This window comes from uncultured Devosia sp., assembly GCF_964244875.1.
Lineage (GTDB): Bacteria > Pseudomonadota > Alphaproteobacteria > Rhizobiales > Devosiaceae > Devosia.
This window is the reverse complement of sequence record NZ_CAXTKA010000001.1, coordinates 330,282-350,603: the sequence shown is the minus strand read 5'-3', so window position 1 is coordinate 350,603 and position 20,322 is coordinate 330,282. Positions and strand designations below refer to the sequence as shown.

Below are 20,322 nucleotides of genomic sequence, written 5' to 3'. Positions count from 1 at the left end.
CCGATTATGAGTTTAGCACGCTGAATCGAGATGCTCCCGAGCGGGGATGCCGGTTCCCGATCCATGGAAGGTATGAAATGGCTGTGACTTTGACCACGCCCAATACGCTGCTCGGCACGTTCCAGCCGAAATCGGACGCCGCCAAGCTCGCCATGGGCCTTGCCACCGTTGTTTTGGGCACCATGCTGCTCACGGTGGCCGCCAAGATCAATGTGCCCGTCTGGCCCGTTCACATCACCCTGCAGAGCATGGTAGTTGCCGCCCTCGCCGCAGCCTTCGGCGCGCGTATTGGCGTCGCCACCGTCGCGCTTTACCTGGTTGAAGGCCTGTCGGGCCTGCCGGTTTTCTCCACCGGCGGCGGCTTTGGCTATGTCATGAGCCCGTCGTTCGGCTTTATCGTCGGCTGGTTGCCCATGGCCTATATCATTGGCCGTGCCGCCGATCGGGGTGCGGCCCAACGGCCTCTGCGCCTGTTCGCGGTCATGCTGGTCGCCGACGCCGTATCCTTTGCGCTCGGCTTCGCCTGGCTGCTGATCGTTGCCAATCTGATCACCCAGGGCGGCGGGACGCTGCCGGCCTGGCTCTCCGGCGGCAATCTCGTGGCCATCGCCTTTGACGGCGCCATCAAGCCGTTCATCATCTGGGACGTGCTGAAAATGGCCTTTGCCGCGCTCACCGTAACCGGAGCCTGGGGCCTGTTCGGCGCCAAGCGCTGATACGCCAGATTCATCGCTGATCAAGGCCGGCCTCGCGCCGGCCTTTTTGTTTAACTGACGCGCTGGAACCAGCCGCGGCGATTGGCGTTGCAGTGGCAGGCTTCAACAAGGAATAGCGTCAAATGGGCATTCTCTGGACAATCATCATCGGGTTTATCGCTGGCATCATCGCCAAATTCATCATGCCCGGCAGTAATGAGCCGTCGGGCTTCATCATGACCACAATTCTTGGCATCGTCGGCGCCTTCGTCGCGTCCTACCTCGGCCAAGCACTTGGCTGGTATTCGCCCGGCGAAGGGGCTGGCCTGATCGGTGCCATCGTTGGCGCCATCATCGTCCTGTTCGTCTGGGGCCTGATCTCCCGCCGCCGCGCCTGATCGACACAACAGGAGACTGAAATGGCAAATGCTATGCCCTCCATGGTGGCTCTTCTCGGCATGCTTGCCGTGGCAGGCTACCAAAATCGCGACAAGCTCGGCGGCCTTCTGGGTGGCTTGGGCAATCAGTCCGGCGATCCTGCCAACCGCCAGTCCGGCGGGTTGGGTGACCTTCTCGGCGGCTTGGGCGGCGCGTCTGCCGGCGGTGCGCTAAGCGGCGGCCTTGGCGACCTCGTCGATCGCTTCCGCCAGTCGGGCCACGGCGACAAGGCCGATAGCTGGGTCAACTCCGGCGCCAATGCCAGTGTCGATTCATCCGACCTCGAACAGACCCTGGGCGACGATACCATCACCGAACTCACCCAGAAGACCGGCCTTTCGCGTGCCGAACTCCTGGACCGTCTCGCCAAGACTCTGCCGGATGCCGTCAACCACATGACGCCGGACGGCCGCCTGCCCACTCCTCAGGAAGCCCAGCGCTTCGCCGGCTAAGCCGGTTTCCAATATCGAAAGTGACGAAAAGCCCGACCTCGCGAGAGGCCGGGCTTGATTGGTCGGAGTAGAGTGATTCGAACACTCGACCCCCTGCTCCCGAAGCAGGTGCGCTACCAGGCTGCGCTATACTCCGTCATCATCGGTCCGGCAAAAAGCTCGGCGATGCGGCGGGTTATAGCCGCGCTTACCCTCCCGTTCAAGCGCTTCCACAACCCGCTCGCCAATATTGCGAAGCGCCGGCAAACCGTGTACGAACCGCGCCAGTTGGGGCGTCGCCAAGCGGTAAGGCAGCGGCTTTTGATGCCGCCATTCCCAGGTTCGAATCCTGGCGCCCCAGCCAATCCTGCACATTATCGCATGTTCATGCCGCCGACAGGCCGCAGCCATCGGCGCGTGTGACGATCATCGCTGCTTGTCAGCGTTGCCATCTGTATTCCGTCACATTGTGCCATGCACTTCCATTGCCACAATAGCGCAGGAATGAGTACCCTTGAATGATGTATTTCAAATCATTATTCCCTCAGACTGAGATGAAATTTCCTCGTTGCGCGGTGTAAATCGAATGCTGAGATGGCGAAAAATCAACATAAGAATCCAAATATATGTTCAATATCAGAACCTTAAGAGCGTCATAACCTTATGATGGGCCTTATTGACGTAAATGAATTGTTGTGATGTATTTCACCGCATAAGCCACACAGATCCGAACCAGGTGCCGTAGAGCGCAGGTCGGATAGTGGAGGCGCTGGCCTTCGGGCCGTCAGAGGGAGGGATTGATGAGGAAAGCCTGGAAGAATTCGGCCACCTGTCCGCGCCTGGTCGATGCGCGGCTTACCCGGCGCGCAGCAATGGCCGGTGTCGCATTGGTCGCCATGCTGGCGGCAGTGCCGTTGGCACAGGCGCAGGACGGCGGCGTGCTGAAGTGGATGGAAATCTATTCGATCTCCTCGGACCAGTCGGCTCAACTCAACAATGACTGGGTCGGCAAGGTCATCGACCAGTTCGAGGCCGAAAATCCGGGCTGGACCGTCGAGCAGGAATCCTCGACCTGGGATCAAGTAGACCAGCGCTCCATCCTCGATTTCAACGCCGGCGTGCCCCACGACGTGATGTTTAGCTCGCCCCAACTGATGGCCAAGCACAACGCCACGGGCGACTTTTTCGACATGGCGCCGCTGATGGCCGCCTGGCCGGCCGCCGAACGCGCCGATCTCGATTGGAGCGCCGGCTGGAAGGCCGGCCAGTTCGGCGATGCCGTCCTCAGCGTCCCCTTGGGCGTGCATGTACGCGGCAATGTCTATAACCGCGACCTGTTCGCCGCCGCGGGCCTTGATCCGGACAAGCCGTTCACCACCCTCGACGAGCTTGTGGCCGGCAGCGAAAAGCTGCTCGCCCATGACAGCAAGGTCTGGCCACTCAGCCTGTTCATGGGCAATTCGCGCGCCACCATCGAAACCACCTACGCGCCGCTGGTGTGGCAGTTCGGTGGGGATTTCTACGACCCGGCAACCGGCAAGGCGACGGTGGCCGGCCCCGCCAGCGTCAAGGCCGTGGAATGGCTCTATGACGCGGTGCACACCTGGAAGATCACGCCGCCTTATGCCTATGCATCCGATGCCGATTACGGCAACCTGGCCTATGACATCTTCACCCGCGGCGAGGCCGCCCAAACCGTTGGTTTCGGCAGCTATTGGGTAGCGGGCCTCGAAACCCTCGGCATGGTCAAGGACTGCTTTCCGGCCAGCGCGGCTTGCGCCGTTCAATCGGCCAATATCATGATCCAGCCCGGCGGCAAGGGTGAGCAGTTCGCCAATTCGTGGAACCTGTCCATCAACAGCCTCAGCCAACACCCCGACATGGCGTTCAAGCTGATCGAAGTGGCGCTGCGCCCGGAAAACCTCGCGACCTTCCCCGATGCCGGGCTCCCCGCGCGCCTGTCGGCCTGGGACAAGCCGGAATACAGCTCCACCTTCTGGCAGACCTGGCTTGAAGCCGCCAAGAAGGGCCGCTCCATGCCCGCAACGCCCTACTACCCGGAACTGGCCGACGCGATGGCCGCTGCCATCCAGGAAGCCCTGGCAGGAGATCGCGGCAATATCACGGCTTTGCTCGCCCAGGTCGAAGCAGACTGGAATGGCAAGTACGCGGGCAAGTAGCCTGCACCACTTGCCAATTTGGCTCCGCGCGGAGTGAGCTGCCACGAACGCCGCGCGGAGCTATCGCGTCTGCCCTCCAGCGCAAACCAGCCAGGCGAACCAGCATGGACCAAGCAATGCCTCGATCGGCCAAGAAGCGCGGACTTGCCAGATATGGGTTTGCCTATGCGCTGGTCTCACCCACCATCGTGCTACTGACCAGCTTCCTGATTTTCCCGCTGATCGCCCTGTTCTACTACGGCTTTCATGAAACCGCGCTCAACGGCGCCATTGAATTCGTCGGCTTCAAGAGCTTCATCGATCTGTTTGCCGAAGGCCGGTTCCGGCTCGATATCGTCAACACCGTCATTTATCTGTGCGGCAATCTGGCGATCTCGATCCCGCTCGGCTACATCACGGCCATCTTGGTCAGTTCCGGCTTTCGCCTGGCCGGCTTGATGCGCACCACGTTCATCATCCCCTGGGTCATGGCGCCGGTGGTCAGCGCTTTGCTCGTGCGCACTCTGCTCAATCCCACCGACGGCCCGATCATCGATCTGCTGACCTGGATCTATGGCGAGCCGGTCTATCCAACGCTGACCGCGGCTGGCTCCATGGCCGTCATTGTCCTGCATTCGGCCTGGCGCAGTTTCCCCCTGATCATGCTGCTGCTGGCCGCTGCCATGACCTCTATTTCGCGTGAAGTCTATGAGGCCGCCCGGCTCGATGGCGCCGGCAGGTGGCAGCAATTCTGGTTCATCACCCTGCCGCTGACCAGGACCGCGCTGTTCTCGTCCATGCTGGCCATCAGCGTCTTTACCATCCACGACGCGGAGGGCGTGTTTGCCGTGACGCGTGGCGGGCCCGGCAACGCTACCGAAACCGTGGCCGTGCGCCTCTTCAAGGAAGCCTTCGTGTCCTTCAACATTGGCCAGGCGGCGACGCTGGGCGTGGTGCTGGTGGTGCTCAGCATCCTCATCATTCTCATCCAGATTTTCGTCTTCGGGCGCCGGGGGCAGGGCGCATGAAATCCACCAATCTTGCCTTGGGCATCGCGGGGCTTGCCATGGTGCTCGTGCTGATCGCCTTTCCGCTGTATTGGTCGGTGCGCACCTCGCTGGTCGAGCCGGGCACGGCCGGTTTCGTCCCCGAGGCGATCACTTTCAAAAACTACCAGTTCTTGTTCACCGCCGGAAAGTTCTGGAACAACATTCGCAATTCCATCCTGGTGTCGACCGGCTCGCTGGTGCTCGGCCTGCCCATCGCGCTGGCCGCCGGCTATGCCATTGCCCGGTTCTCGTTTCCCGGCAAAAGCATCAGCACGCTGCTGCTGTTTCTGCCGCTGCTGCCGGCCATTGCCGTGCTGATCCCGCTGATCCTGTTCGTGCGGGCGCTTGGGCTCTACAACACGCTGTGGCCGGTGATCCTGGCCAACACCATCTTCACGCTGCCCTTCGCCATCTGGATGATCCGCGGCTTCATCCTCGCCATCCCGACGGAGATCGAGGAAGCCGGCCGCGTCGATGGCGCCTCCCCGCTCAAGGTCCTGCTGCTCATCGTCGTGCCGCTTGCCGCGCCCGGGCTGATCTCGGTGGGCATGTTCATGTGGATCACGTCGTGGAACAATTACCTGTTCTCCTTCGCCTTCACCGTCTCCCCGGATTTGCAGATCGTGCCCGCCGCCATTCTCGGTTTCATTTCGGCCTGGGGCGTCAATTATGGCGGGCTCAACGCCGCGGCCGTCCTGGCCAGCCTGCCGCCACTGATCCTGTTTCTGGCATTCCAGAAGCTCTTTATCCAAGGCATGCTGGCCGGGAGCATCAAGTGACGACGCAACGGCACTTAGTGACTCGCACAGTCTTCAACGCCACCAAGGGGCCTACTTCATGACCAGACTGATCATCATCGGCGGCGGCCGCATGGCCGCGACCCATGCCGCAGCCTTCAAGGCCATTGCCGGCGTGCAACTTGTTGGGCTGGTCGAGACCGATCCGGGACGGCGGGCCGCTTTCGCCGCCGAGCACGCCATTCCCAACCAATTCGACGATCTGGACTCCGCCCTGGCCTGGGGGCAGTTCGATGCTGCGGCCAATGTGACGCCCGACGCCATGCATTATGACACCACCATGCAGCTGATCGCCGCCGGCAAGCACGTGTTCTGCGAAAAGCCCCTGGCGACGGAATACGCCAAGGCGCGCGAACTGACCGACGCGGCGCAACAAGCCGGCATCATCAATATGGTCAACCTGACCTTCCGCTCGATGGCCACGCTCAACAAGGCCCATGAGATTGCCGCCTCCGGCGCTCTGGGCAATATCCGCCATTTCGAGGCCTCGTGCCTGCAAAGCTGGCTGGTGGGCAATTACTGGGGCGATTGGCAGACCGAGCAGATGTTCCTCTGGCGCTTGTCCTCGGCGCACGGCTCCAAGGGTGCGGTGGGGGATCTGGGCATCCACATCGTCGATGCCGCGACCTATGCGGCCGCCAGCGACATCGCCAGCATGTCGCCGCGCACCAAGACCTTCGACAAGGCACCCGGCGGCCGTATCGGCGAATATGTGTTCGACGCCAATGACAGTTTTATCGCCATTGCCGAACTCAACAACGGCGCCCTCGGCACCATCCAGGCAACGCGGTTCGCCACCGGCTTCGCCAACGAATTGCGCATCGTGGTGCATGGCGACAAGGGCGCTTTGCTGCTGCAAGGCGGTGCCGAGGGCGACAAGCTGAGCATCTGCCAGGGTGCGGACGTGCATACCAATGCCTGGAAAGTTGTCGATTGCCCGCCGGTGCTGAGCAATTACCAGAAGTTCGCCGCTGCCATTGCCTCCGGCATCAACGGCGATCCGGATTTTGCCCGTGCCGCCATTATCCAGCAGGCGCTGGACCGCATCATCGCCGACGGCGCCGCGCCGGTCAGCGTGCTCGAAACCGCTTGACCGCAAAGCCGGGGGAGAACGCGATGTCGGACCTGTTGCAATTTACGCCCGATCCGCCGGTGCGGGTCAACGATGTGCGCATCGGTTGCATCGGGGCCGGCATGATCATGGCCGAGTGCCATCTTCCTGCCTACCGCAGCGCCGGCTTCCCGGTCGTGGCCATTGCTTCGCGCACCAGGGCGCGTGCCGAAGCGGTGGCACAGCGCCACGGCATCGCCAAGGTGCACGATACGCCTTTCGCACTGATCGAAGACCCCGATGTCGAGATCGTCGACCTGGCCTTCCCCCCCGATCTGCAGCCCGATCTGCTGCGCCATGCGCTCAGGCAACCCCATGTCAAAGGCGTCCTGATCCAGAAGCCGTTGGCGCTGACGCTGAACGAGGCCATCAGCCTGCGCGAAGCTGCAGCGGCATCGGGCAAGCTAGTATCGGTCAACCAGAACATGCGGTTCGACCAGTCCATGCGCGTGCTGCACGAGCTCCTCGACCGCAACGCCCTGGGCATTCCGGTCTTTGCCGAAATCAACATGCATGCCATTCCCCATTGGCAGGGGTTTTTGCAGCAATATGATCGGCTGACGCTGCTCAACATGAGCGTGCATCATCTCGACATCATGCGCTTCCTGTTCGGTGACCCCAGCGAGGTCACCGCCGTGGTGCGGCCCGATCCACGCACCGGGTTCGAGCACACTGACGGGCTGGTGGTCTCGACGCTGCGCTTTCCCTCGGGCCTCTTGGCGCTCTCGCTCGAGGACGTGTGGAGCGGCCCCAGCAATTCAGGCTTTACCGCCGACCCGTTCATCCGCTGGCGCGTCGAGGGCACCGAGGGCATTGCCCAGGGCACCATCGGCTGGCCCACCGGCGCGGTCTCGACGCTGACTTATGCATCAAACACGGAAACCGGCGGCCAATGGATCACCCCCACCTGGGACAGCATGTGGTTCCCCGACGCTTTCGTGGGCGTGATGGAGCAACTGCAATACGCCGTGCGCACCGGCACCGAGCCGTTGCTGACCATTGCCGACAATGTGGGCACGGCCGCGCTGGTCGAGGCCGCTTACCGCTCCATCGCCGACGGCCGCACCGTCAGGCTTTCCGAATTTCCCACCACCGCAAAAGCGTAGAAGGACAGCACGACCATGATGCAACTTGGCATTTTCACGGGCTATTTTCCCCATGAGCTCGAAGAAACCGCCCGCCGGATCAAGGCGCTTGGCTTCAACACCGTGCAGCTCGACCTGCACTTCAAGGATATCGACCTTTCCAAGGGTGGCATCACCAAGCAGACGGCGCGTCGCCTTGGCGACACCTTCCGCCAGCACGAGCTGCCGGTTTGCGCCGTCTCGGGCTACGCCAATATCGTTCATCCGGATTTGGGCCAGCGCCAGGCCAAGATCGAGCAGCTCAAGCAGGTGATCCGCCACGCGCGCGATTTCGGCTCGCCCTTCGTGATCTCGGAAACCGGCACCTTCCACACCGAGAGCGACTGGATTCATCACCCCAAGAACAAGACCGAGGAAGGCTTCGAGGAATGCCGCGCCGTCATCGCCGACCTGGCGCAAACCGCCTATGACCACGGCGCCGTGTTCTGCCTCGAAACCTACGTCAACAACGTCGTCGGGTCAGTGGAAGAAACCGTCCGCATGTTCGCCCAGGTCGATCATCCGGGCCTGGGCCTGCTCATGGACCCGACCAATTATTTCGAGGCCCACAATATCGGCGACATGGACAAGATCCTCAATCAGATCTTCGACACGCTGGCCGACAAGGTCACCATCGCCCACGCCAAGGACGTCATGATGACCACCCATGGCACGAGCGAAAAGCACGCCGATATCGGTGACGACGAGGCCTCCGAAGGCCACACCTTCCGCGGCGTCGGCCAGATCGAACTACCGGCGCCCGGCCTTGGCGCGCTCAACTACGATCTCTACCTCAAGCGCCTCACGGAAAAGCATTCCAACATCCCCCTGATCATCGAGCACCTCGACGAAAGCGACGTCCCCCGCGCCAAGCGGTTCGTCAAGGACAAGCTGCTGCAACTGGGGGTGTAGATCTCTCAAACCGACAGGAGAGCCACTCTTCGCCTCTCCTGCCGGCGAGCCTATCGCCCAATCACCAGGTCCCTTGGTAAACTGCCTCAGTCAACACCTACCCCTCCCAGGGGGAGGATCAAGGTGGGGGTTGACTGACGCCAATGTTGCGACTCTCGCCCTCTCAATCTCCCGGCAAGTTCTCCCGGAAGAACACCGCAATGCGCAGCGGATGCATGTCCCAGGCCTCGCCATGGGCGACCTTGGCCAGTTGGGCAATGGCCTCGCGCGCCTCGACGCGCGCATTCTGGTCGATCGCCACATCCATGGTGCCGCTGAGCAGCAGGCTCTGGTGCACGGGGGTCAGTTCGTGCCCCACGAACACGATCGACTGTGCCCGGCCGCGCTCCTCCAGCGCCCGCGCGATGCCCAGGCTGCCGCCGCCGATATTGTAGATGGCCGCAACCTTGGGATGGGCATCCAGATGCGCGATGGCGGCGCGATAGGCCTGTTCATTGTCGTCCTTGACTTCCGTCAGATCGATCACGGTGATCTCGGGAAATTCCTCGGCGATGATGTGGCGGAACCCTGCCTCGCGCTCCTCATGCCCCCGATAGGACAAGGAGCCGGCAAACAGCGCCACCTGATAGGCCCCGGGACCCAGCAATCGTGCCGTCAAATACCCCGCAAGCCGCCCGGCGCTGCGATTGTCGATGCCGACATAGCCGGCCCGCGGCACGTGATGGATGTCGGACAGCAGGGTAATCACCGGAACCCCCGATAGGGTCGTGGCGCGGATAGCTTCCCGAACGGTCGGATGATCGAGCCCGACTATGCCCACGCCGCTGGACTTGCCTTCCAGCCGCTTCAGCGTCTCAGCCAGGGTGAACGGATTGAACCCCTCGATCGAATGCACCCGAACGCTGACATTTGCCGTTTGCTCGCCCTGCCGGATCAATTGCTGTCGCAAGTCCTCGAGAAAACTGTTGGTGCCGGCGGGCAGCACGAAATCCAGCGCCAGATTGGCAATCGGCTGCGGGGATTCCGATTGCACCGCGCTGACATAGCCGACCTGCCGCGCCGCTTCCATGACCAGGTCCCTGGTACTCGCGCGCACGCCAGGCCGGTCGTTGAGCACGCGATCGACCGTGGCGCTGGACACGCCGGCTTCGCGAGCGATGTGGACAAGAGTAGGGCGCAAATCAGGATCCGGACAGCAATTCTAAAACACCACAGTTGATGTATTTTGATGGGTTTGTAAAGCTTCTCATTCGGGCATCGCAATCGGCAAAAATACGGCTTCTGTCACTCCAATTGTTAACAGATGCGCCGCGAAACAGAGCAACCACGATGCATCTTGATTGATTTTTTGATTGATGTTGACATATCAATCAACGTCCATCATCGTGCCTTCAATGCGCCGGAACAGGTGCGGCCGGACGTGAGGGCGAGGGCAGGCGACATGGTAGAACTTTACGGCGCCAGCCTGTCGCGCAGCGATCTGGCAGCTCGTACCGGATCGCCCGACCAGGTCGCCGGAGTGCGGCTGATGACCTTGGGTGACGGGCTGGAGCGCGGCATTCGCATGCTCGAATTTCGCACCGGAACCGGCTTGCGTTTCACCGCCCTGGTTGATCGGGCACTGGACCTTGCCGATTGCGATTTTCGTGGCCAGGCAATAGGTTGGCATTCTCCGTCGGGGTTTCGCCATCCCGGCCTGCATGACGCGGAAGCCGAAGGCGGTATCGGTTGGGCGCGCTCGTTTTCGGGGCTTCTGGTCACATGTGGGCTCGACCACATCCTGTTTCCCGACACCGTGCCGGCCGAGACCTATCACTATCCCGGTCGCACCAGCGTCCTCCATCCCCTGCACGGCCGGGTTAGCGCCATTCCAGCCCGGCTGACGGGCTATGGCGAGCGCTGGGACGGTGATAAATGCATTCTCTGGGCCGAAGGTATCGTGCAGCAGGCCGCCGTGTTCGCCGAAAACCTGCACCTAGTACGGCGCATCGAAGCCGATGTCGGCGGCAACGAAATTCGCCTCAGCGATCGCGTCGTCAACCGTGGATTTTACCGCACCCCGCATATGTATTGCTATCACATCAACCTGGCCTATCCCCTTTTGGACAAGGGCAGTCGCTACCTTGCGCCGATCCGCGACGTGGTGTGGGCAGGCCATGCCGGCGCGAACTATGAGGCGCAGGGCGTCGGCTACCGCACGCTTCCCGGTCCGCAGATCAATTTCAGCGAGCAGGTGTGGCAGCACGAAATGGGTGCCGATGCCCAAGGATTGGTGCCGGTCGCGCTGGTCAACGATCGCCTGGGTCTCGGCATGGAAGTCACCACCAGCAAAGCCCAATTTCCTTGCCAATATGAATGGCAGAACCTGCAGGCAGGCCAGTATGCTCTGGGGATCGAGCCATCCAGCAACCATGTACTCGGCAACCGGGCCGCCCGCGATCGCGGAGAAATGACCTGGCTCGAACACGCCGATGAGCGGCGCTACGACACAATGTTCCGCGTGCTGGATGGCGCTTCCGCCATCGCCGCCGTCGAGGCTCGTATCGTCGGCATCGCCATGCAGCCGGACGAGGATTATCCCGCCCCATCCAAAAATCACCTGCCGATCGAAGGCCGGTCATGAGCGGGTGCGACAGTTTTGGCTCTCTGGCCGGCAAGACGGTGCTCGCGACGGGGGCCGCCGGGGGGCTGGGCCTGACGACGACTTTGCATCTGCTCCGGGCCGGGGCAAGGGTCATTGCTGTCGACAACAATGCGACCAAGGGCGCGGCCCTGCTTGAGGCCGCCGCGGCGGAAGACCTCCATGGATTATGGCTGGAGCCTCTCGATCTCAGCGATCTTGATCGGCTGCGCGCCGAACTCGATGGCCTGGCCAAGCAGCATGGCGGCTTCGATGTCGTCTTCAACAATGCCGCGATCTATCCCAGCAAACCCTTCGAGGATTATTCCATCGCCGACTTTCAGCGCGTCCACCGCGTCAATGTCGAAGCCGGCATCGTCTGCGTGCAGGTCGCCCTGCCGGGCATGCGCGAAAAAGGCTGGGGCCGCATCGTCAACGTCTCTTCGGTGACCGTCAGTGGCGGCTGGGCCGATCTCAGCCCCTATATCCAAACCAAGATGGCGCTGATTGGACTAACCCGCGCCTGGGCGCGGGAGTTCGGCAAATGGGGCATTACCGTCAACGCGATAGCGCCGGGTGCCTTTCCCACCGACGCCGAAAAAATTCATCCCGACCTCGATGCCTACGAGCGGCGCATCTACGACCATCAGGCCATCCAGCGCCGCGGCGCTCCGGCCGATATTGCCAATGCCATGATGTTCCTGGCGTCCGAGGCGTCTTCCTTCATCACCGGCCAGACCATCAATGTGGATGGCGGCTGGGTCATGTCTTAAGATTCGGAGCGAGAATGGGTGTTCTTTCAGGCTATCGCGTGCTCGATTGTTCGATCGCCATGGCGGGGCCGTTCGCGGCGATGCGGCTGGGCGATCTGGGCGCAGACGTGGTCAAGGTCGAGCCGCTGAACGGGGAATGGCAGCGCCATGTTTCCGCCGGTGGAGCCAAGGGCAACAAGATCAACGTCTCGTTCCTGTCGCTCAACCGCAACAAGCGCTCGCTGGCCGTCGATCTCAAGTCAGAAGGCGGCAAGGCGGTGCTGGCCAACCTGGTTAAGCACGCCGATGTGTTCCTGCAGAACTATCGGCCCGGCGTGGCCAAGCGGCTAGGTGTCGACTACGAAACCCTGAGCGCCCTCAATCCAAAGCTCGTCTATGTGTCGATGTCGGGCTATGGCGAGACGGGTCCCTACGTTGATCGGCCGGGGCAGGACCTGCTGCTGCAAGGCCTGTCGGGGGCGATGTTGTCGGCCGGGCGGGATGGGGAAGCGCCGACGCCGGCTGGGCAGTTCCTGGTCGATGCGGTGACGGCCTATACCGCCTTCGAGGGCGTGCTGGCAGCGCTCTTGCATCGCGAACGAACGGGTGAAGGGCAACTGGTCGAGGTCAACATGCTCGACGCCATTACCACCTTGCAGATGCAGGAACTGTCGGTATTCACCGTTGCCGGCAAGCCCCAGCAGCGGTCCGCCGAGCCACATGCACATGCCTATATCCGCTCGCCCTACGGCACCTTCGCCACCGCGGACGGCTACATTATCGTGGCCTTTCCCGCCCTCAAGACCCTGGGCACGGTGATCGGCGAGCCGAGCTTTCTCGCCATGGACGACGAGCGCGATGCCTGGGCGCTGCGCGACCAGGTGTTTGCCATTACCCGCGAGCGTCTATTGAGCAAGACCAGCGCCGAATGGCTCAAGCTGATGGGCGATGCCGGCATCTGGTGCGGACCGGTCTATGGCTATGCCGACCTGGTCGTCGACGCGCAGATCAAGCACAATGGCACCTTTGTCGAGTACGACCACCCTACCGAAGGCCGGGTGAAAACGCCGGGCTTTGCCATCCGCTTTTCCAAGACTCCGAGCACGGTGGCGCGCGGCGCGCCGCTGGCCGGGGAGCACACCACCGATGTACTGCGCGAGGCCGGCTACGACGACCGGCGCATTGCCGAGCTCATGGCGCAGGGCGCGGTGGCCGGCCCGCAGCCATGAGCATGCCGGCATACCGCGCGCTGACCTGGGACCATCCCCGCGGCTACAATGCACTGGCCGCCGCCGCCAGAACCATGGCGCCCATGCATGGCCTCTCCATTGTGTGGGATAAGCAGCCGCTGGAAGGCTTTGAATCCGCGCCGATCGAGGAATTGTTCGCCCGCTATGACCTGGTGGTGCTCGACCATCCCCATATCGGGGCGGCGGTGGCCGCGGGGTGCCTGCAACCGCTCGATGGGCTGTTCGACAGTGCCGCGCTGGGGGCAATTGCCCGGCGCACGATCGGCCGGAGCTTTGCCAGCTACGGTTATGTCGGGCGGCAATGGGCGCTGCCGCTCGATGCGGCAACCCAGGTGCTGGCTTGGCGCCCTGACCTGATGAGCGCACCACCCAGGACCTGGGATGCCGTGGAGGAAGCCGCCGACTGGCTTGGCCTTGCCCTATCGATTGCCGGCCCGCATGCAATTCTCGCCATTCTGTCTGTGGCGGTGGCGCTGAGCCCGTCGCCCGCGTCCTGGGGCGAAGATTGCTTTGTCGATGAACGCAGCGGCATCCGCGCGGTCGAGTTGCTGACGCGCCTCATGGCCCGCGCCCGGCCGACTCTGCTGCCGGCCAATCCCATCGGCATTCTCGAACACATGGCGCGCCATGACGATGTCGCCTTCTGTCCGCTGATCTTCGGTTACGTCACCTATGGCCGGCCGGCAGCGGGCCGCCACGCCATTGCATTTGCCGAAGCGCCCCGAGCCGCCCTCAACAGCCATCCTGGCTCGACCCTGGGCGGCACCGGCATTGGTATTTCAACACGGGCGAAGGTGACACCCCAACTGCTGGCCCATCTCGATTGGCTCATGGGCGAGAGTACCCAGGCAGGGTTCATTTCCGCTCACGACGGCCAGCCCAGCGCCCGCAGTGCCTGGACCAGCGACAGCATCAATGCCCACTGGAACGGCTTTTATCGCAACACTAGCGCCACCATGGATGCTGCGATCGTTCGGCCGCGCTTTGCCGGCTACATCGCGTTCCAGGAATGGGCCTCGGCGTTCTTGCGCAGCGCCATCGCCGGAGGCATCCCGGCACCCGACATCGTGGCCGAAATCAACACCCGCTACCATGCCGCCAGAGGAAACCTGCAGCCATGACCGACACCCCCAGCGAAACCATCGGCGTCGAGCACCGGGGCGCAGTGGCCATCCTCACCATGGACCGCCCCACCAAGCTCAACGCCATGACACCCGCCATGGCCGACAGGTTGGTTACGGTGCTGCAACGCTTCGCGATCGACGATGCGGTACGTTGTGTCGTGCTGACGGGGGCCGGCGAGCGCGCCTTTTGCGCCGGGTCCGACATCCGCCAGCTCGATGAATTTCATACACCCTGGGCGTTCCGCAACCGTGCTGATTATTGCGCCACCATCCGCACCTTCCCCAAGCCGATCATTGCCGCGATCAACGGCTATGCGCTGGGTGGCGGGCTGGAAACGGCAATGGCATGCGATATCCGGATCGCGGCAACCACTGCCAGCTTTGCGGCGCCCGAGATCAAGCTGGGCTGGATCGGGGGCGGCGGCATGGCGGCCGGCCTTTCCCACGCCGTCGGTCCCTCCAATGCCGCGTTGATGATCCTGACCGGCGACTCCATCGATGCCGCCACCGCCGAGCGTTGGGGCCTGGTGTCCAGTGTCGTCCCGCCGGGAGAACTGTTGGACGCTGCCGTAGCCATGGCGACCACTATTGCCGCTCGCGCCCCGATCGCCGCCGAGACCGCCAAGCTCAACCTGAAAGCCGCCTGGACCATGCCGCTCAACGATGCCATCGCCTATGAAAAGGACCTGCAGACCATCTGCTTCACCACCGAAGACGCCAGCGAAGGCCGTGCCGCGTTCAAGGAAAAACGCGCTCCAGTCTTCCGGCGGCGGTGAGTGTAGTGCTCGTCTGAGACAGCGGTAAAAGTCTAGGCCGTTGCCCCGCCATCGAGCAGCAGGGTCGCGCCGGTCATGAACGCGCTTTCGTCGGCGCCAAGATAGGCGGCTAGTGCCGCGATCTCCTCGGGCGTGCCGAAACGGCCCATCGGCTGGCGGGCGATAAAGGCGGCGCGGGCCGCCACCGGATCGGGCATGGCGGCAATGCGTTCGCCCAGCGAGGGCGAATCCACTGTACCCGGACAGATCGCGTTGCAGCGCACCCCTGCGCTGGCGCAATCGACGGCGATAGCCTTGGTCAGCCCGATCAGCGCCGCCTTGGAGGCCCCATAGGCCGCGCGATTGGCAAAACCCTTGATGGACGATGCCGCCGAGGCGATGTTGACGATCGAGCCGGCGCGCCGCTCAAGCATGGCGGGCAACGCCACGCGGATGGCGAAATAGGCGGTGTCGACATTGAGCGCGAACGAGCGGGACCAATCCTGCGGCGAGCAGTCGAGCACCGTGCCGTGATGCACCCAGCCGACGCAGTTGACCAGGATATCGAGTGGACCGAACGCGCCGATGGCGCTGGCGACCGCATCGCCATCACGGGCATCCAGCGTCACCGTTTCGATGCGCTTGCCCGTCAAACCGGCCAGCTGCGCGCCATTGATGTCGCTGGCCAGGACACGCGCACCCTCCGCGGCAAGGCGCTGCGCAATGGCGGCGCCGATCCCCTGGGCGGCGGCGCTGACATAGGCAATCTTGCCGGCAAGACGATCCGATGCTGGGCTCATGGCGCAATCTCCTGACGTGTGCTCTGCCCCCACCATGTCTTGGCGAGCGGTACACCTGCGGCAAAGGGCAGGCCCGCCAATTGCTCGATGCGAATGCATTCATTCCATTTGGCCAGCCGTTCCGAGCGGGCGAACGAGCCAACCTTCAACTGCCCGGCACCCAGGCCCACGGCCAGATGCACGATCGAAACATCTTCGCTTTCGCCGGAGCGTGCCGAAACCACGGAGGGCCAGCCGGCTGCGGCTGCCGTGCGCCAGGCGGCAATGGCTTCGCTGACCGTCCCGACCTGGTTCACCTTGAGCAGCATTGCATTGCACGCCTTGGCCGCTACGGCGCGCTCGACCAAGGCGGCATTAGTCACCAGCACGTCGTCGCCGATGATCTGTACGCGATCGCCATAGGCCTGGGTGAAGGCGCTGAGCCCCTCCAGATCGTCTTCGGCCAGTGGGTCCTCGATGGAGACGATCGGATAGCGGTCCAGCCAGCCGCCCAGCAGGTCGATCATCGCGCCGCTGTCGAGCGAGCGGTCGTCCAGCGCCAGGCGATATTGCCCCTTGGCGCCAAATTCGGATGCGGCAACGTCGAGCGAAATGACGACCCTGTCACCCGGCCGTTCGCCGGCTTTTTCCATGGCCTGCATCAGGGTATCGAGCGCCGCCTCGTTGGACGAGAATTCCGGCCACCAGCCGCCCTCGTCGGCAACGCCGCGCAAGGCTCCGCGCGTAGCCAGGATGTCTCCGGCGGCGGCATAGATTTCCGCGGTGATCTCGAACGCCTCGGCGATCGAGGCTGCGCCTGGCACCATGACCATGAAATCCTGGATATCGACCCGCCGACCGGCATGGGCGCCGCCGCCGAAAATCTGGATTTCGGGCAGAGGCAAGGACGGAGTGGCGCCATATTGGGCTGCGACATGCTGCCAGGACGCCACTCCTGCAGCCGCCGCTGCCGCGTGCAGCACCGCCAGCGACACGGCAACGGTGGCATTGCCGCCCAGCCTGGCCTTGTTGGTTGTGCCATCGAGCGCGATCAGGGCAGCATCTACGCCAGCCTGGTCGGCAGCGTCCAACCCGCGCAGCGCATCTGCCACCAGCGTGTTAACGCCATGGACGGCACCCAGCACGTCCCGGCCACCTAGCCTGGTGCCACCATCGCGCAGATCGATGGCTTCGCGCGTCCCGCGCGAGGCGCCGGCTGGGGCAATGGCGCGCCCCAATGCGCCACCAGCCAGTCGCACATCGGCCTCGACGGTGGGGCGACCGCGGCTGTCCCAGACTCGACGAGCCTGGATCTGGGTAATTGTCGTCAAGCTCATGACGGGTGCGTTCCACTGTTCTGGGCGGCGCCAATGATGGCCTCGACCCCCGCTGGCGGGTCTAGCAACAGGCGCCGTGCCAGGTCACGCAGGCGATCGCGCTGCCGCATGTCGAGATATTCCACCGGGGATTTGCCATCGACGCGCGCCAGCATCAGCGCCGGCAGCAGCAGCGCAACTCGCGCCTCGAGCCCCGGCCTGTCTTCCCAGACGACGCCATCGACATAGGCGGACCAGAGCGCGCGCGCCGTTTCGGACAGTGCCTCAGGCACTCCCTTGGGTGCCATTACCTTGATCGCCAGATGGTTGAGGCAAAAGGCGATGTCGAAAGCCGGATCGCCCTCCACGGCGCATTCGGCATCAAGGAACACCGGGCCGCGCGGACCCATCAGAATGTTTTTTGGACTGACATCGCCATGCACCAGCGCAATGCGGGCCGCGTCTTGCCCCTTGACCAAATGATCCAGCAAGGGCGCAAGATCGGGATGCTGGCCGGCGATGTGAACCAGATAAGGCTCGAGCCGCAACTGGCGGAAATCGCCCTTGTTGTCGAAGGCGGCGCGACCTGCCGGATCCTTCGCCGAACGGGCATGGATCGCGGCCAGCGCCGCGCCAACGGCGCCGGCGAAGGTCGGATCGACACGTCCCGCCAACAGCTCGATTTTCCAATTGGGATAAGAGGTTGGCTCCAAGTAAGCCATGGCAAAGCCACCAAGCCTGTCGCTTTGGCCAAAGAGTTGGGGAACCCGCTCGGGCGAAAATCCTGCAACATAATCCAGCCAGGCATAGTCCGCCGCGTTGCGCCCCACCGGTGCCGTCCAAACCGCAGCGACCTTGAGCTGGGTCAGTGCGAACTTGACGCAGAAATTGCCTTCGGCACTGCGCACCAAAGCGATATCGGACGAAACGCCGCCGGTGAGCGGCTGAACCTCGGCCGTAGCACCCTGCGGCAATAATTTAAGCTCGATCAGCAGATCTATGGCGCGCTTCTGGATCGGCTGCATCATGGCCAGACCTGTCTTGCGGTTGCGATAAGGGACCCGGCGGCTAGTCTAGCCGCTCGCCCTTGAACATCGGCATATCTTTGCTTCGCCCGCAAAACTGCACGGGACCGAGATCGGTGACGCGCCTGTACTCGACATAGACCTTGCCCCCGCCCGGCACCCCCGGGTCAATATCGTTGAATATGTCCACCACACCATAGCGTTGGCCGAGGTTTGCTGGAGTGATGGTCGCCATGCCAATGTCCTCGCCCGCCGTATCGGATATGCCTAAACGCCAGTGATTGTTCGACGTAAAAACATCATTACGCGTCAAAATAAATCAGTAACTCAATCAAAGTCAATCGCAATTGGTGTACACTCATCCCTGCCGCCGGCAGTGGACCTATCGCGCGCAGTAGCTTTAGGCCCTTTCACCTCCAACCAGAGCGGGCATGCGGTCGCGATCAGGCGCGTCCGCCATCTACGCTCAGAACTTGCCCCGATATCCATCCGGCAGCCGACGAACAGAGGAACATCACGGCGTTGGCGATGTCCTCTGCCTGACCGAGGCGCCGCATATGGATTGTTTCGATCAGCTTTTGCTGGCCGGCCTCGCCATAGCTCTCCCACTGCCGCTGCGTGGCGGGATTAGAAAGCACAAACCCTGGCGCAACGCTGTTGACGGTAATGCCATGCGGTCCCAGGTCGAGCGCCAACTGCTTGGTCAAACCAACCAGGGCATGCTTGGCGGCGCTATAGGCCTGGATGCCGGTGAGGCTGGGCCGCAGGCCCGCACCCGACGCGATGGTGACGATGCGGCCCGATCCCTTGGCTTTCATATGCGGCGCCACCGCCTGCGCACAGAAAAATGCGGCGTCCACATTGGCTTCAAACAACTGGCGCCAACTCTGCTCGCTCACCGCCTCCAGTTGTTGCGCGACCTGACCGCGCACGCCGCCTGCGGCGGTCACCAGAATGTCCACGCCGCCATACGCCGCTGCTACGCGCGCAATAGCCGTCTGGACTGTGCTCTGCTCCCCCAACTCGACCGCAATGGTTTCGATCGCGCCGGCCGATCTGGCCTGTTCGAGACCAGTTGCGTCGCGATCAAGCGCAACGACCCGTGCGCCGGCTGCCGCCATGCCGGCCACAATGGCCCGGCCGATCCCCTGCGCCGCCCCGGTAACGATGACGCTCTTGCCGGTGAAATCAAACTGCATGTCAGGCCCAGCCGTCGCGGATCAGCGCCTGCGTTTCGGCAATGGCGACCTCCCAGATCGCCTGCATCTCATCGTCGGCGCGCTGGTAGTGGCCGCCGAAATTGCCGTCTCCCAGATAGTCCTTCACCGCCGGCGCGCCCATGGTCTTGAGCTTGTCGAGATCGACCATCGGCTTGCGCTCTGCCGGCATGCCGATATTGGGCAATCGGGTCCAGGGAAAGTTTTCCATCCAGGAAGCATGGGAGGCAATGGGATCGATCTCATGAACCTTGGCCAGGGTCTTGGGTGCGTTCCACCAATTGTGCCAGCGAATGCGGCAATAGGCATGGCTGTTCAGCCACTCCAGTGCTGCGGTCTGGCCGGGCGTATTGCCGCCATGCCCGTTGACGAACAGAACGCGCCGAAATCCTGACGTCGCCAGGCTATCGAGGACATCCACGATGATGCGGGCATAGGTGTCCATCCGCAGCGAGATGCTGCCGGGAAAGGTCGCAAAATAGGGCGTGATCCCAAATGCCAGCACCGGGAAAACCACCACGCCCAACGGCGCGGCCGCTTCTTGCGCCAGTCTCGCCGCCAGGATTGAATCCACGCTGTTGCTGAGAAAGGCGTGCTGCTCGGTCGAGCCCAGGGGCACGATCGCGCGATCGTCCGACTGCAGATAGGTCTCGACCTGAAACCAGTTCATATCCGAGATGTTCACGCCGTTTCCATCCTGTTTTCTGGCAATCCTTGGGCCTAATAAGCTTGGCAGCTTATGCACTTGGGTCCAAGCTGGGCCGGTAA

21 protein-coding genes and 2 tRNA genes are annotated in these 20,322 nt (G+C 62.9%); 15 read left to right on the top strand and 8 right to left on the bottom strand.

Annotation, left to right across the window (positions count from 1 at the left end; translation table 11 throughout):
• Positions 1-77 precede the first annotated feature (77 nt).
• The 3 genes from ACFE8X_RS01640 to ACFE8X_RS01630 all read left to right on the top strand — a co-directional run bounded on the left by ACFE8X_RS01640 (position 78) and on the right by ACFE8X_RS01630 (position 1,585).
• Complete coding sequence (locus ACFE8X_RS01640) at positions 78-716, top strand: biotin transporter BioY (protein WP_375449689.1); 639 nt, start codon at positions 78-80, stop codon at positions 714-716.
• Positions 717-838: 122 nt separating this feature from the next.
• Complete coding sequence (locus tag ACFE8X_RS01635; RefSeq protein WP_375449688.1) at positions 839-1,093, top strand: GlsB/YeaQ/YmgE family stress response membrane protein; 255 nt, start codon at positions 839-841, stop codon at positions 1,091-1,093.
• A 21-nt stretch (positions 1,094-1,114) separates the two neighbouring features.
• Positions 1,115-1,585 carry a YidB family protein gene (locus tag ACFE8X_RS01630; RefSeq protein WP_375449687.1) on the top strand — a complete coding sequence of 157 codons (471 nt, stop codon included), beginning with the start codon at positions 1,115-1,117 and terminating at the stop codon, positions 1,583-1,585.
• Positions 1,586-1,644: 59 nt separating this feature from the next.
• Here ACFE8X_RS01630 and ACFE8X_RS01625 read toward each other — a convergent pair.
• Positions 1,645-1,721: transfer RNA gene (locus ACFE8X_RS01625), tRNA-Pro, on the bottom strand.
• Positions 1,722-1,853: 132 nt separating this feature from the next.
• Here ACFE8X_RS01625 and ACFE8X_RS01620 point away from each other — a divergent pair.
• From ACFE8X_RS01620 to ACFE8X_RS01590, 7 genes are all read left to right on the top strand, one after another.
• Positions 1,854-1,928: transfer RNA gene (locus ACFE8X_RS01620), tRNA-Gln, on the top strand.
• A 436-nt stretch (positions 1,929-2,364) separates the two neighbouring features.
• The gene (locus tag ACFE8X_RS01615; protein WP_375449686.1) at positions 2,365-3,744 is read left to right on the top strand and encodes an extracellular solute-binding protein; all 1,380 of its coding nucleotides are present in this window, start codon (positions 2,365-2,367) and stop codon (positions 3,742-3,744) included.
• Between the two features lie 104 nt (positions 3,745-3,848).
• A complete protein-coding gene (locus tag ACFE8X_RS01610) occupies positions 3,849-4,751 on the top strand; it encodes a carbohydrate ABC transporter permease (RefSeq protein ID WP_375449685.1) in 903 nt (300 codons plus the stop codon).
• Positions 4,748-5,551: a carbohydrate ABC transporter permease gene (locus ACFE8X_RS01605; RefSeq protein WP_375449684.1), complete on the top strand. Its 804-nt coding sequence runs from the start codon at positions 4,748-4,750 to the stop codon at positions 5,549-5,551. The genes ACFE8X_RS01610 and ACFE8X_RS01605 overlap by 4 nt, the downstream gene beginning before the upstream one ends.
• A gap of 58 nt (positions 5,552-5,609) precedes the next feature.
• On the top strand, positions 5,610-6,662 hold the full coding sequence (locus tag ACFE8X_RS01600) for a Gfo/Idh/MocA family protein (protein ID WP_375449683.1): 1,053 nt from the start codon (positions 5,610-5,612) through the stop codon (positions 6,660-6,662).
• 23 nt (positions 6,663-6,685) lie between these two features.
• Positions 6,686-7,786, top strand: a complete 1,101-nt coding sequence (locus ACFE8X_RS01595) for a Gfo/Idh/MocA family protein (protein ID WP_375449682.1) — start codon at positions 6,686-6,688, stop codon at positions 7,784-7,786.
• A 15-nt stretch (positions 7,787-7,801) separates the two neighbouring features.
• Positions 7,802-8,716, top strand: a complete 915-nt coding sequence (locus ACFE8X_RS01590; protein ID WP_375449681.1) for a sugar phosphate isomerase/epimerase family protein — start codon at positions 7,802-7,804, stop codon at positions 8,714-8,716.
• Positions 8,717-8,879: 163 nt separating this feature from the next.
• Here ACFE8X_RS01590 and ACFE8X_RS01585 read toward each other — a convergent pair whose 3' ends face one another.
• On the bottom strand, positions 8,880-9,896 hold the full coding sequence (locus ACFE8X_RS01585) for a LacI family DNA-binding transcriptional regulator (RefSeq protein WP_375449680.1): 1,017 nt from the start codon (positions 9,894-9,896) through the stop codon (positions 8,880-8,882).
• Between the two features lie 261 nt (positions 9,897-10,157).
• Between ACFE8X_RS01585 and ACFE8X_RS01580 the strand changes: the two genes are divergently transcribed.
• The 5 genes from ACFE8X_RS01580 to ACFE8X_RS01560 are packed head-to-tail and all read left to right on the top strand — an operon-like array spanning position 10,158 to position 15,238.
• Positions 10,158-11,339, top strand: coding sequence for an aldose 1-epimerase family protein (locus ACFE8X_RS01580; RefSeq protein WP_375449679.1), 1,182 nt, complete (start codon positions 10,158-10,160; stop codon positions 11,337-11,339).
• Positions 11,336-12,109 (top strand): SDR family NAD(P)-dependent oxidoreductase, encoded by a 774-nt coding sequence (locus ACFE8X_RS01575; RefSeq protein ID WP_375449678.1) that lies wholly within the window; start codon positions 11,336-11,338, stop codon positions 12,107-12,109. Before ACFE8X_RS01580 ends, ACFE8X_RS01575 begins: the two co-directional genes overlap by 4 nt.
• Positions 12,110-12,123: 14 nt before the next feature.
• Complete coding sequence (locus ACFE8X_RS01570) at positions 12,124-13,317, top strand: CaiB/BaiF CoA transferase family protein (RefSeq protein WP_375449677.1); 1,194 nt, start codon at positions 12,124-12,126, stop codon at positions 13,315-13,317.
• Positions 13,314-14,459 carry an extracellular solute-binding protein gene (locus tag ACFE8X_RS01565; RefSeq protein ID WP_375449676.1) on the top strand — a complete coding sequence of 382 codons (1,146 nt, stop codon included), beginning with the start codon at positions 13,314-13,316 and terminating at the stop codon, positions 14,457-14,459. The genes ACFE8X_RS01570 and ACFE8X_RS01565 overlap by 4 nt, the downstream gene beginning before the upstream one ends.
• On the top strand, positions 14,456-15,238 hold the full coding sequence (locus ACFE8X_RS01560) for an enoyl-CoA hydratase/isomerase family protein (RefSeq protein ID WP_375449675.1): 783 nt from the start codon (positions 14,456-14,458) through the stop codon (positions 15,236-15,238). The genes ACFE8X_RS01565 and ACFE8X_RS01560 overlap by 4 nt, the downstream gene beginning before the upstream one ends.
• Positions 15,239-15,270: 32 nt before the next feature.
• On the opposite strand, the gene ACFE8X_RS01555 is transcribed toward ACFE8X_RS01560, so the two are convergent.
• The 6 genes from ACFE8X_RS01555 to ACFE8X_RS01530 form a co-directional block, all read right to left on the bottom strand.
• Positions 15,271-16,017 (bottom strand): SDR family oxidoreductase, encoded by a 747-nt coding sequence (locus tag ACFE8X_RS01555; protein ID WP_375449674.1) that lies wholly within the window; start codon positions 16,015-16,017, stop codon positions 15,271-15,273.
• Positions 16,014-17,333 carry a phosphopyruvate hydratase gene (gene eno / locus ACFE8X_RS01550; RefSeq protein WP_375449673.1) on the bottom strand — a complete coding sequence of 440 codons (1,320 nt, stop codon included), beginning with the start codon at positions 17,331-17,333 and terminating at the stop codon, positions 16,014-16,016. Before eno ends, ACFE8X_RS01555 begins: the two co-directional genes overlap by 4 nt.
• Complete coding sequence (locus ACFE8X_RS01545) at positions 17,330-18,340, bottom strand: phosphotransferase family protein (RefSeq protein ID WP_375449672.1); 1,011 nt, start codon at positions 18,338-18,340, stop codon at positions 17,330-17,332. The genes eno and ACFE8X_RS01545 overlap by 4 nt, the downstream gene beginning before the upstream one ends.
• A gap of 40 nt (positions 18,341-18,380) precedes the next feature.
• On the bottom strand, positions 18,381-18,572 hold the full coding sequence (locus ACFE8X_RS01540) for a hypothetical protein (RefSeq protein WP_375449671.1): 192 nt from the start codon (positions 18,570-18,572) through the stop codon (positions 18,381-18,383).
• 208 nt (positions 18,573-18,780) lie between these two features.
• Positions 18,781-19,536 (bottom strand): SDR family NAD(P)-dependent oxidoreductase, encoded by a 756-nt coding sequence (locus ACFE8X_RS01535; protein WP_375449670.1) that lies wholly within the window; start codon positions 19,534-19,536, stop codon positions 18,781-18,783.
• Between the two features lies 1 nt (position 19,537).
• Positions 19,538-20,239: a creatininase family protein gene (locus tag ACFE8X_RS01530; RefSeq protein WP_375449669.1), complete on the bottom strand. Its 702-nt coding sequence runs from the start codon at positions 20,237-20,239 to the stop codon at positions 19,538-19,540.
• Between the last annotated feature and the right edge of the window lie 83 nt (positions 20,240-20,322).

Excerpts from the sequence above, each read along its gene's own strand:
- ACFE8X_RS01575 (WP_375449678.1), top strand. The coding sequence starts at position 11,336 with ATGAGCGGGTGCGACAGTTTTGGCTCTCTGGCCGGCAAGACGGTGCTC.
- ACFE8X_RS01560 (WP_375449675.1), top strand. The coding sequence starts at position 14,456 with ATGACCGACACCCCCAGCGAAACCATCGGCGTCGAGCACCGGGGCGCA.
- ACFE8X_RS01595 (WP_375449682.1), top strand. The coding sequence starts at position 6,686 with ATGTCGGACCTGTTGCAATTTACGCCCGATCCGCCGGTGCGGGTCAAC.
- ACFE8X_RS01640 (WP_375449689.1), top strand. The coding sequence starts at position 78 with ATGGCTGTGACTTTGACCACGCCCAATACGCTGCTCGGCACGTTCCAG.
- ACFE8X_RS01605 (WP_375449684.1), top strand. The coding sequence starts at position 4,748 with ATGAAATCCACCAATCTTGCCTTGGGCATCGCGGGGCTTGCCATGGTG.
- ACFE8X_RS01600 (WP_375449683.1), top strand. The coding sequence starts at position 5,610 with ATGACCAGACTGATCATCATCGGCGGCGGCCGCATGGCCGCGACCCAT.
- ACFE8X_RS01545 (WP_375449672.1), bottom strand. The coding sequence starts at position 18,340 with ATGATGCAGCCGATCCAGAAGCGCGCCATAGATCTGCTGATCGAGCTT.
- eno (WP_375449673.1), bottom strand. The coding sequence starts at position 17,333 with ATGAGCTTGACGACAATTACCCAGATCCAGGCTCGTCGAGTCTGGGAC.
- ACFE8X_RS01570 (WP_375449677.1), top strand. The coding sequence starts at position 12,124 with ATGGGTGTTCTTTCAGGCTATCGCGTGCTCGATTGTTCGATCGCCATG.
- ACFE8X_RS01540 (WP_375449671.1), bottom strand. The coding sequence starts at position 18,572 with ATGGCGACCATCACTCCAGCAAACCTCGGCCAACGCTATGGTGTGGTG.
- ACFE8X_RS01555 (WP_375449674.1), bottom strand. The coding sequence starts at position 16,017 with ATGAGCCCAGCATCGGATCGTCTTGCCGGCAAGATTGCCTATGTCAGC.
- ACFE8X_RS01565 (WP_375449676.1), top strand. The coding sequence starts at position 13,314 with ATGAGCATGCCGGCATACCGCGCGCTGACCTGGGACCATCCCCGCGGC.
- ACFE8X_RS01535 (WP_375449670.1), bottom strand. The coding sequence starts at position 19,536 with ATGCAGTTTGATTTCACCGGCAAGAGCGTCATCGTTACCGGGGCGGCG.
- ACFE8X_RS01610 (WP_375449685.1), top strand. The coding sequence starts at position 3,849 with ATGGACCAAGCAATGCCTCGATCGGCCAAGAAGCGCGGACTTGCCAGA.
- ACFE8X_RS01630 (WP_375449687.1), top strand. The coding sequence starts at position 1,115 with ATGGCAAATGCTATGCCCTCCATGGTGGCTCTTCTCGGCATGCTTGCC.
- ACFE8X_RS01615 (WP_375449686.1), top strand. The coding sequence starts at position 2,365 with ATGAGGAAAGCCTGGAAGAATTCGGCCACCTGTCCGCGCCTGGTCGAT.
- ACFE8X_RS01580 (WP_375449679.1), top strand. The coding sequence starts at position 10,158 with ATGGTAGAACTTTACGGCGCCAGCCTGTCGCGCAGCGATCTGGCAGCT.
- ACFE8X_RS01635 (WP_375449688.1), top strand. The coding sequence starts at position 839 with ATGGGCATTCTCTGGACAATCATCATCGGGTTTATCGCTGGCATCATC.
- ACFE8X_RS01590 (WP_375449681.1), top strand. The coding sequence starts at position 7,802 with ATGATGCAACTTGGCATTTTCACGGGCTATTTTCCCCATGAGCTCGAA.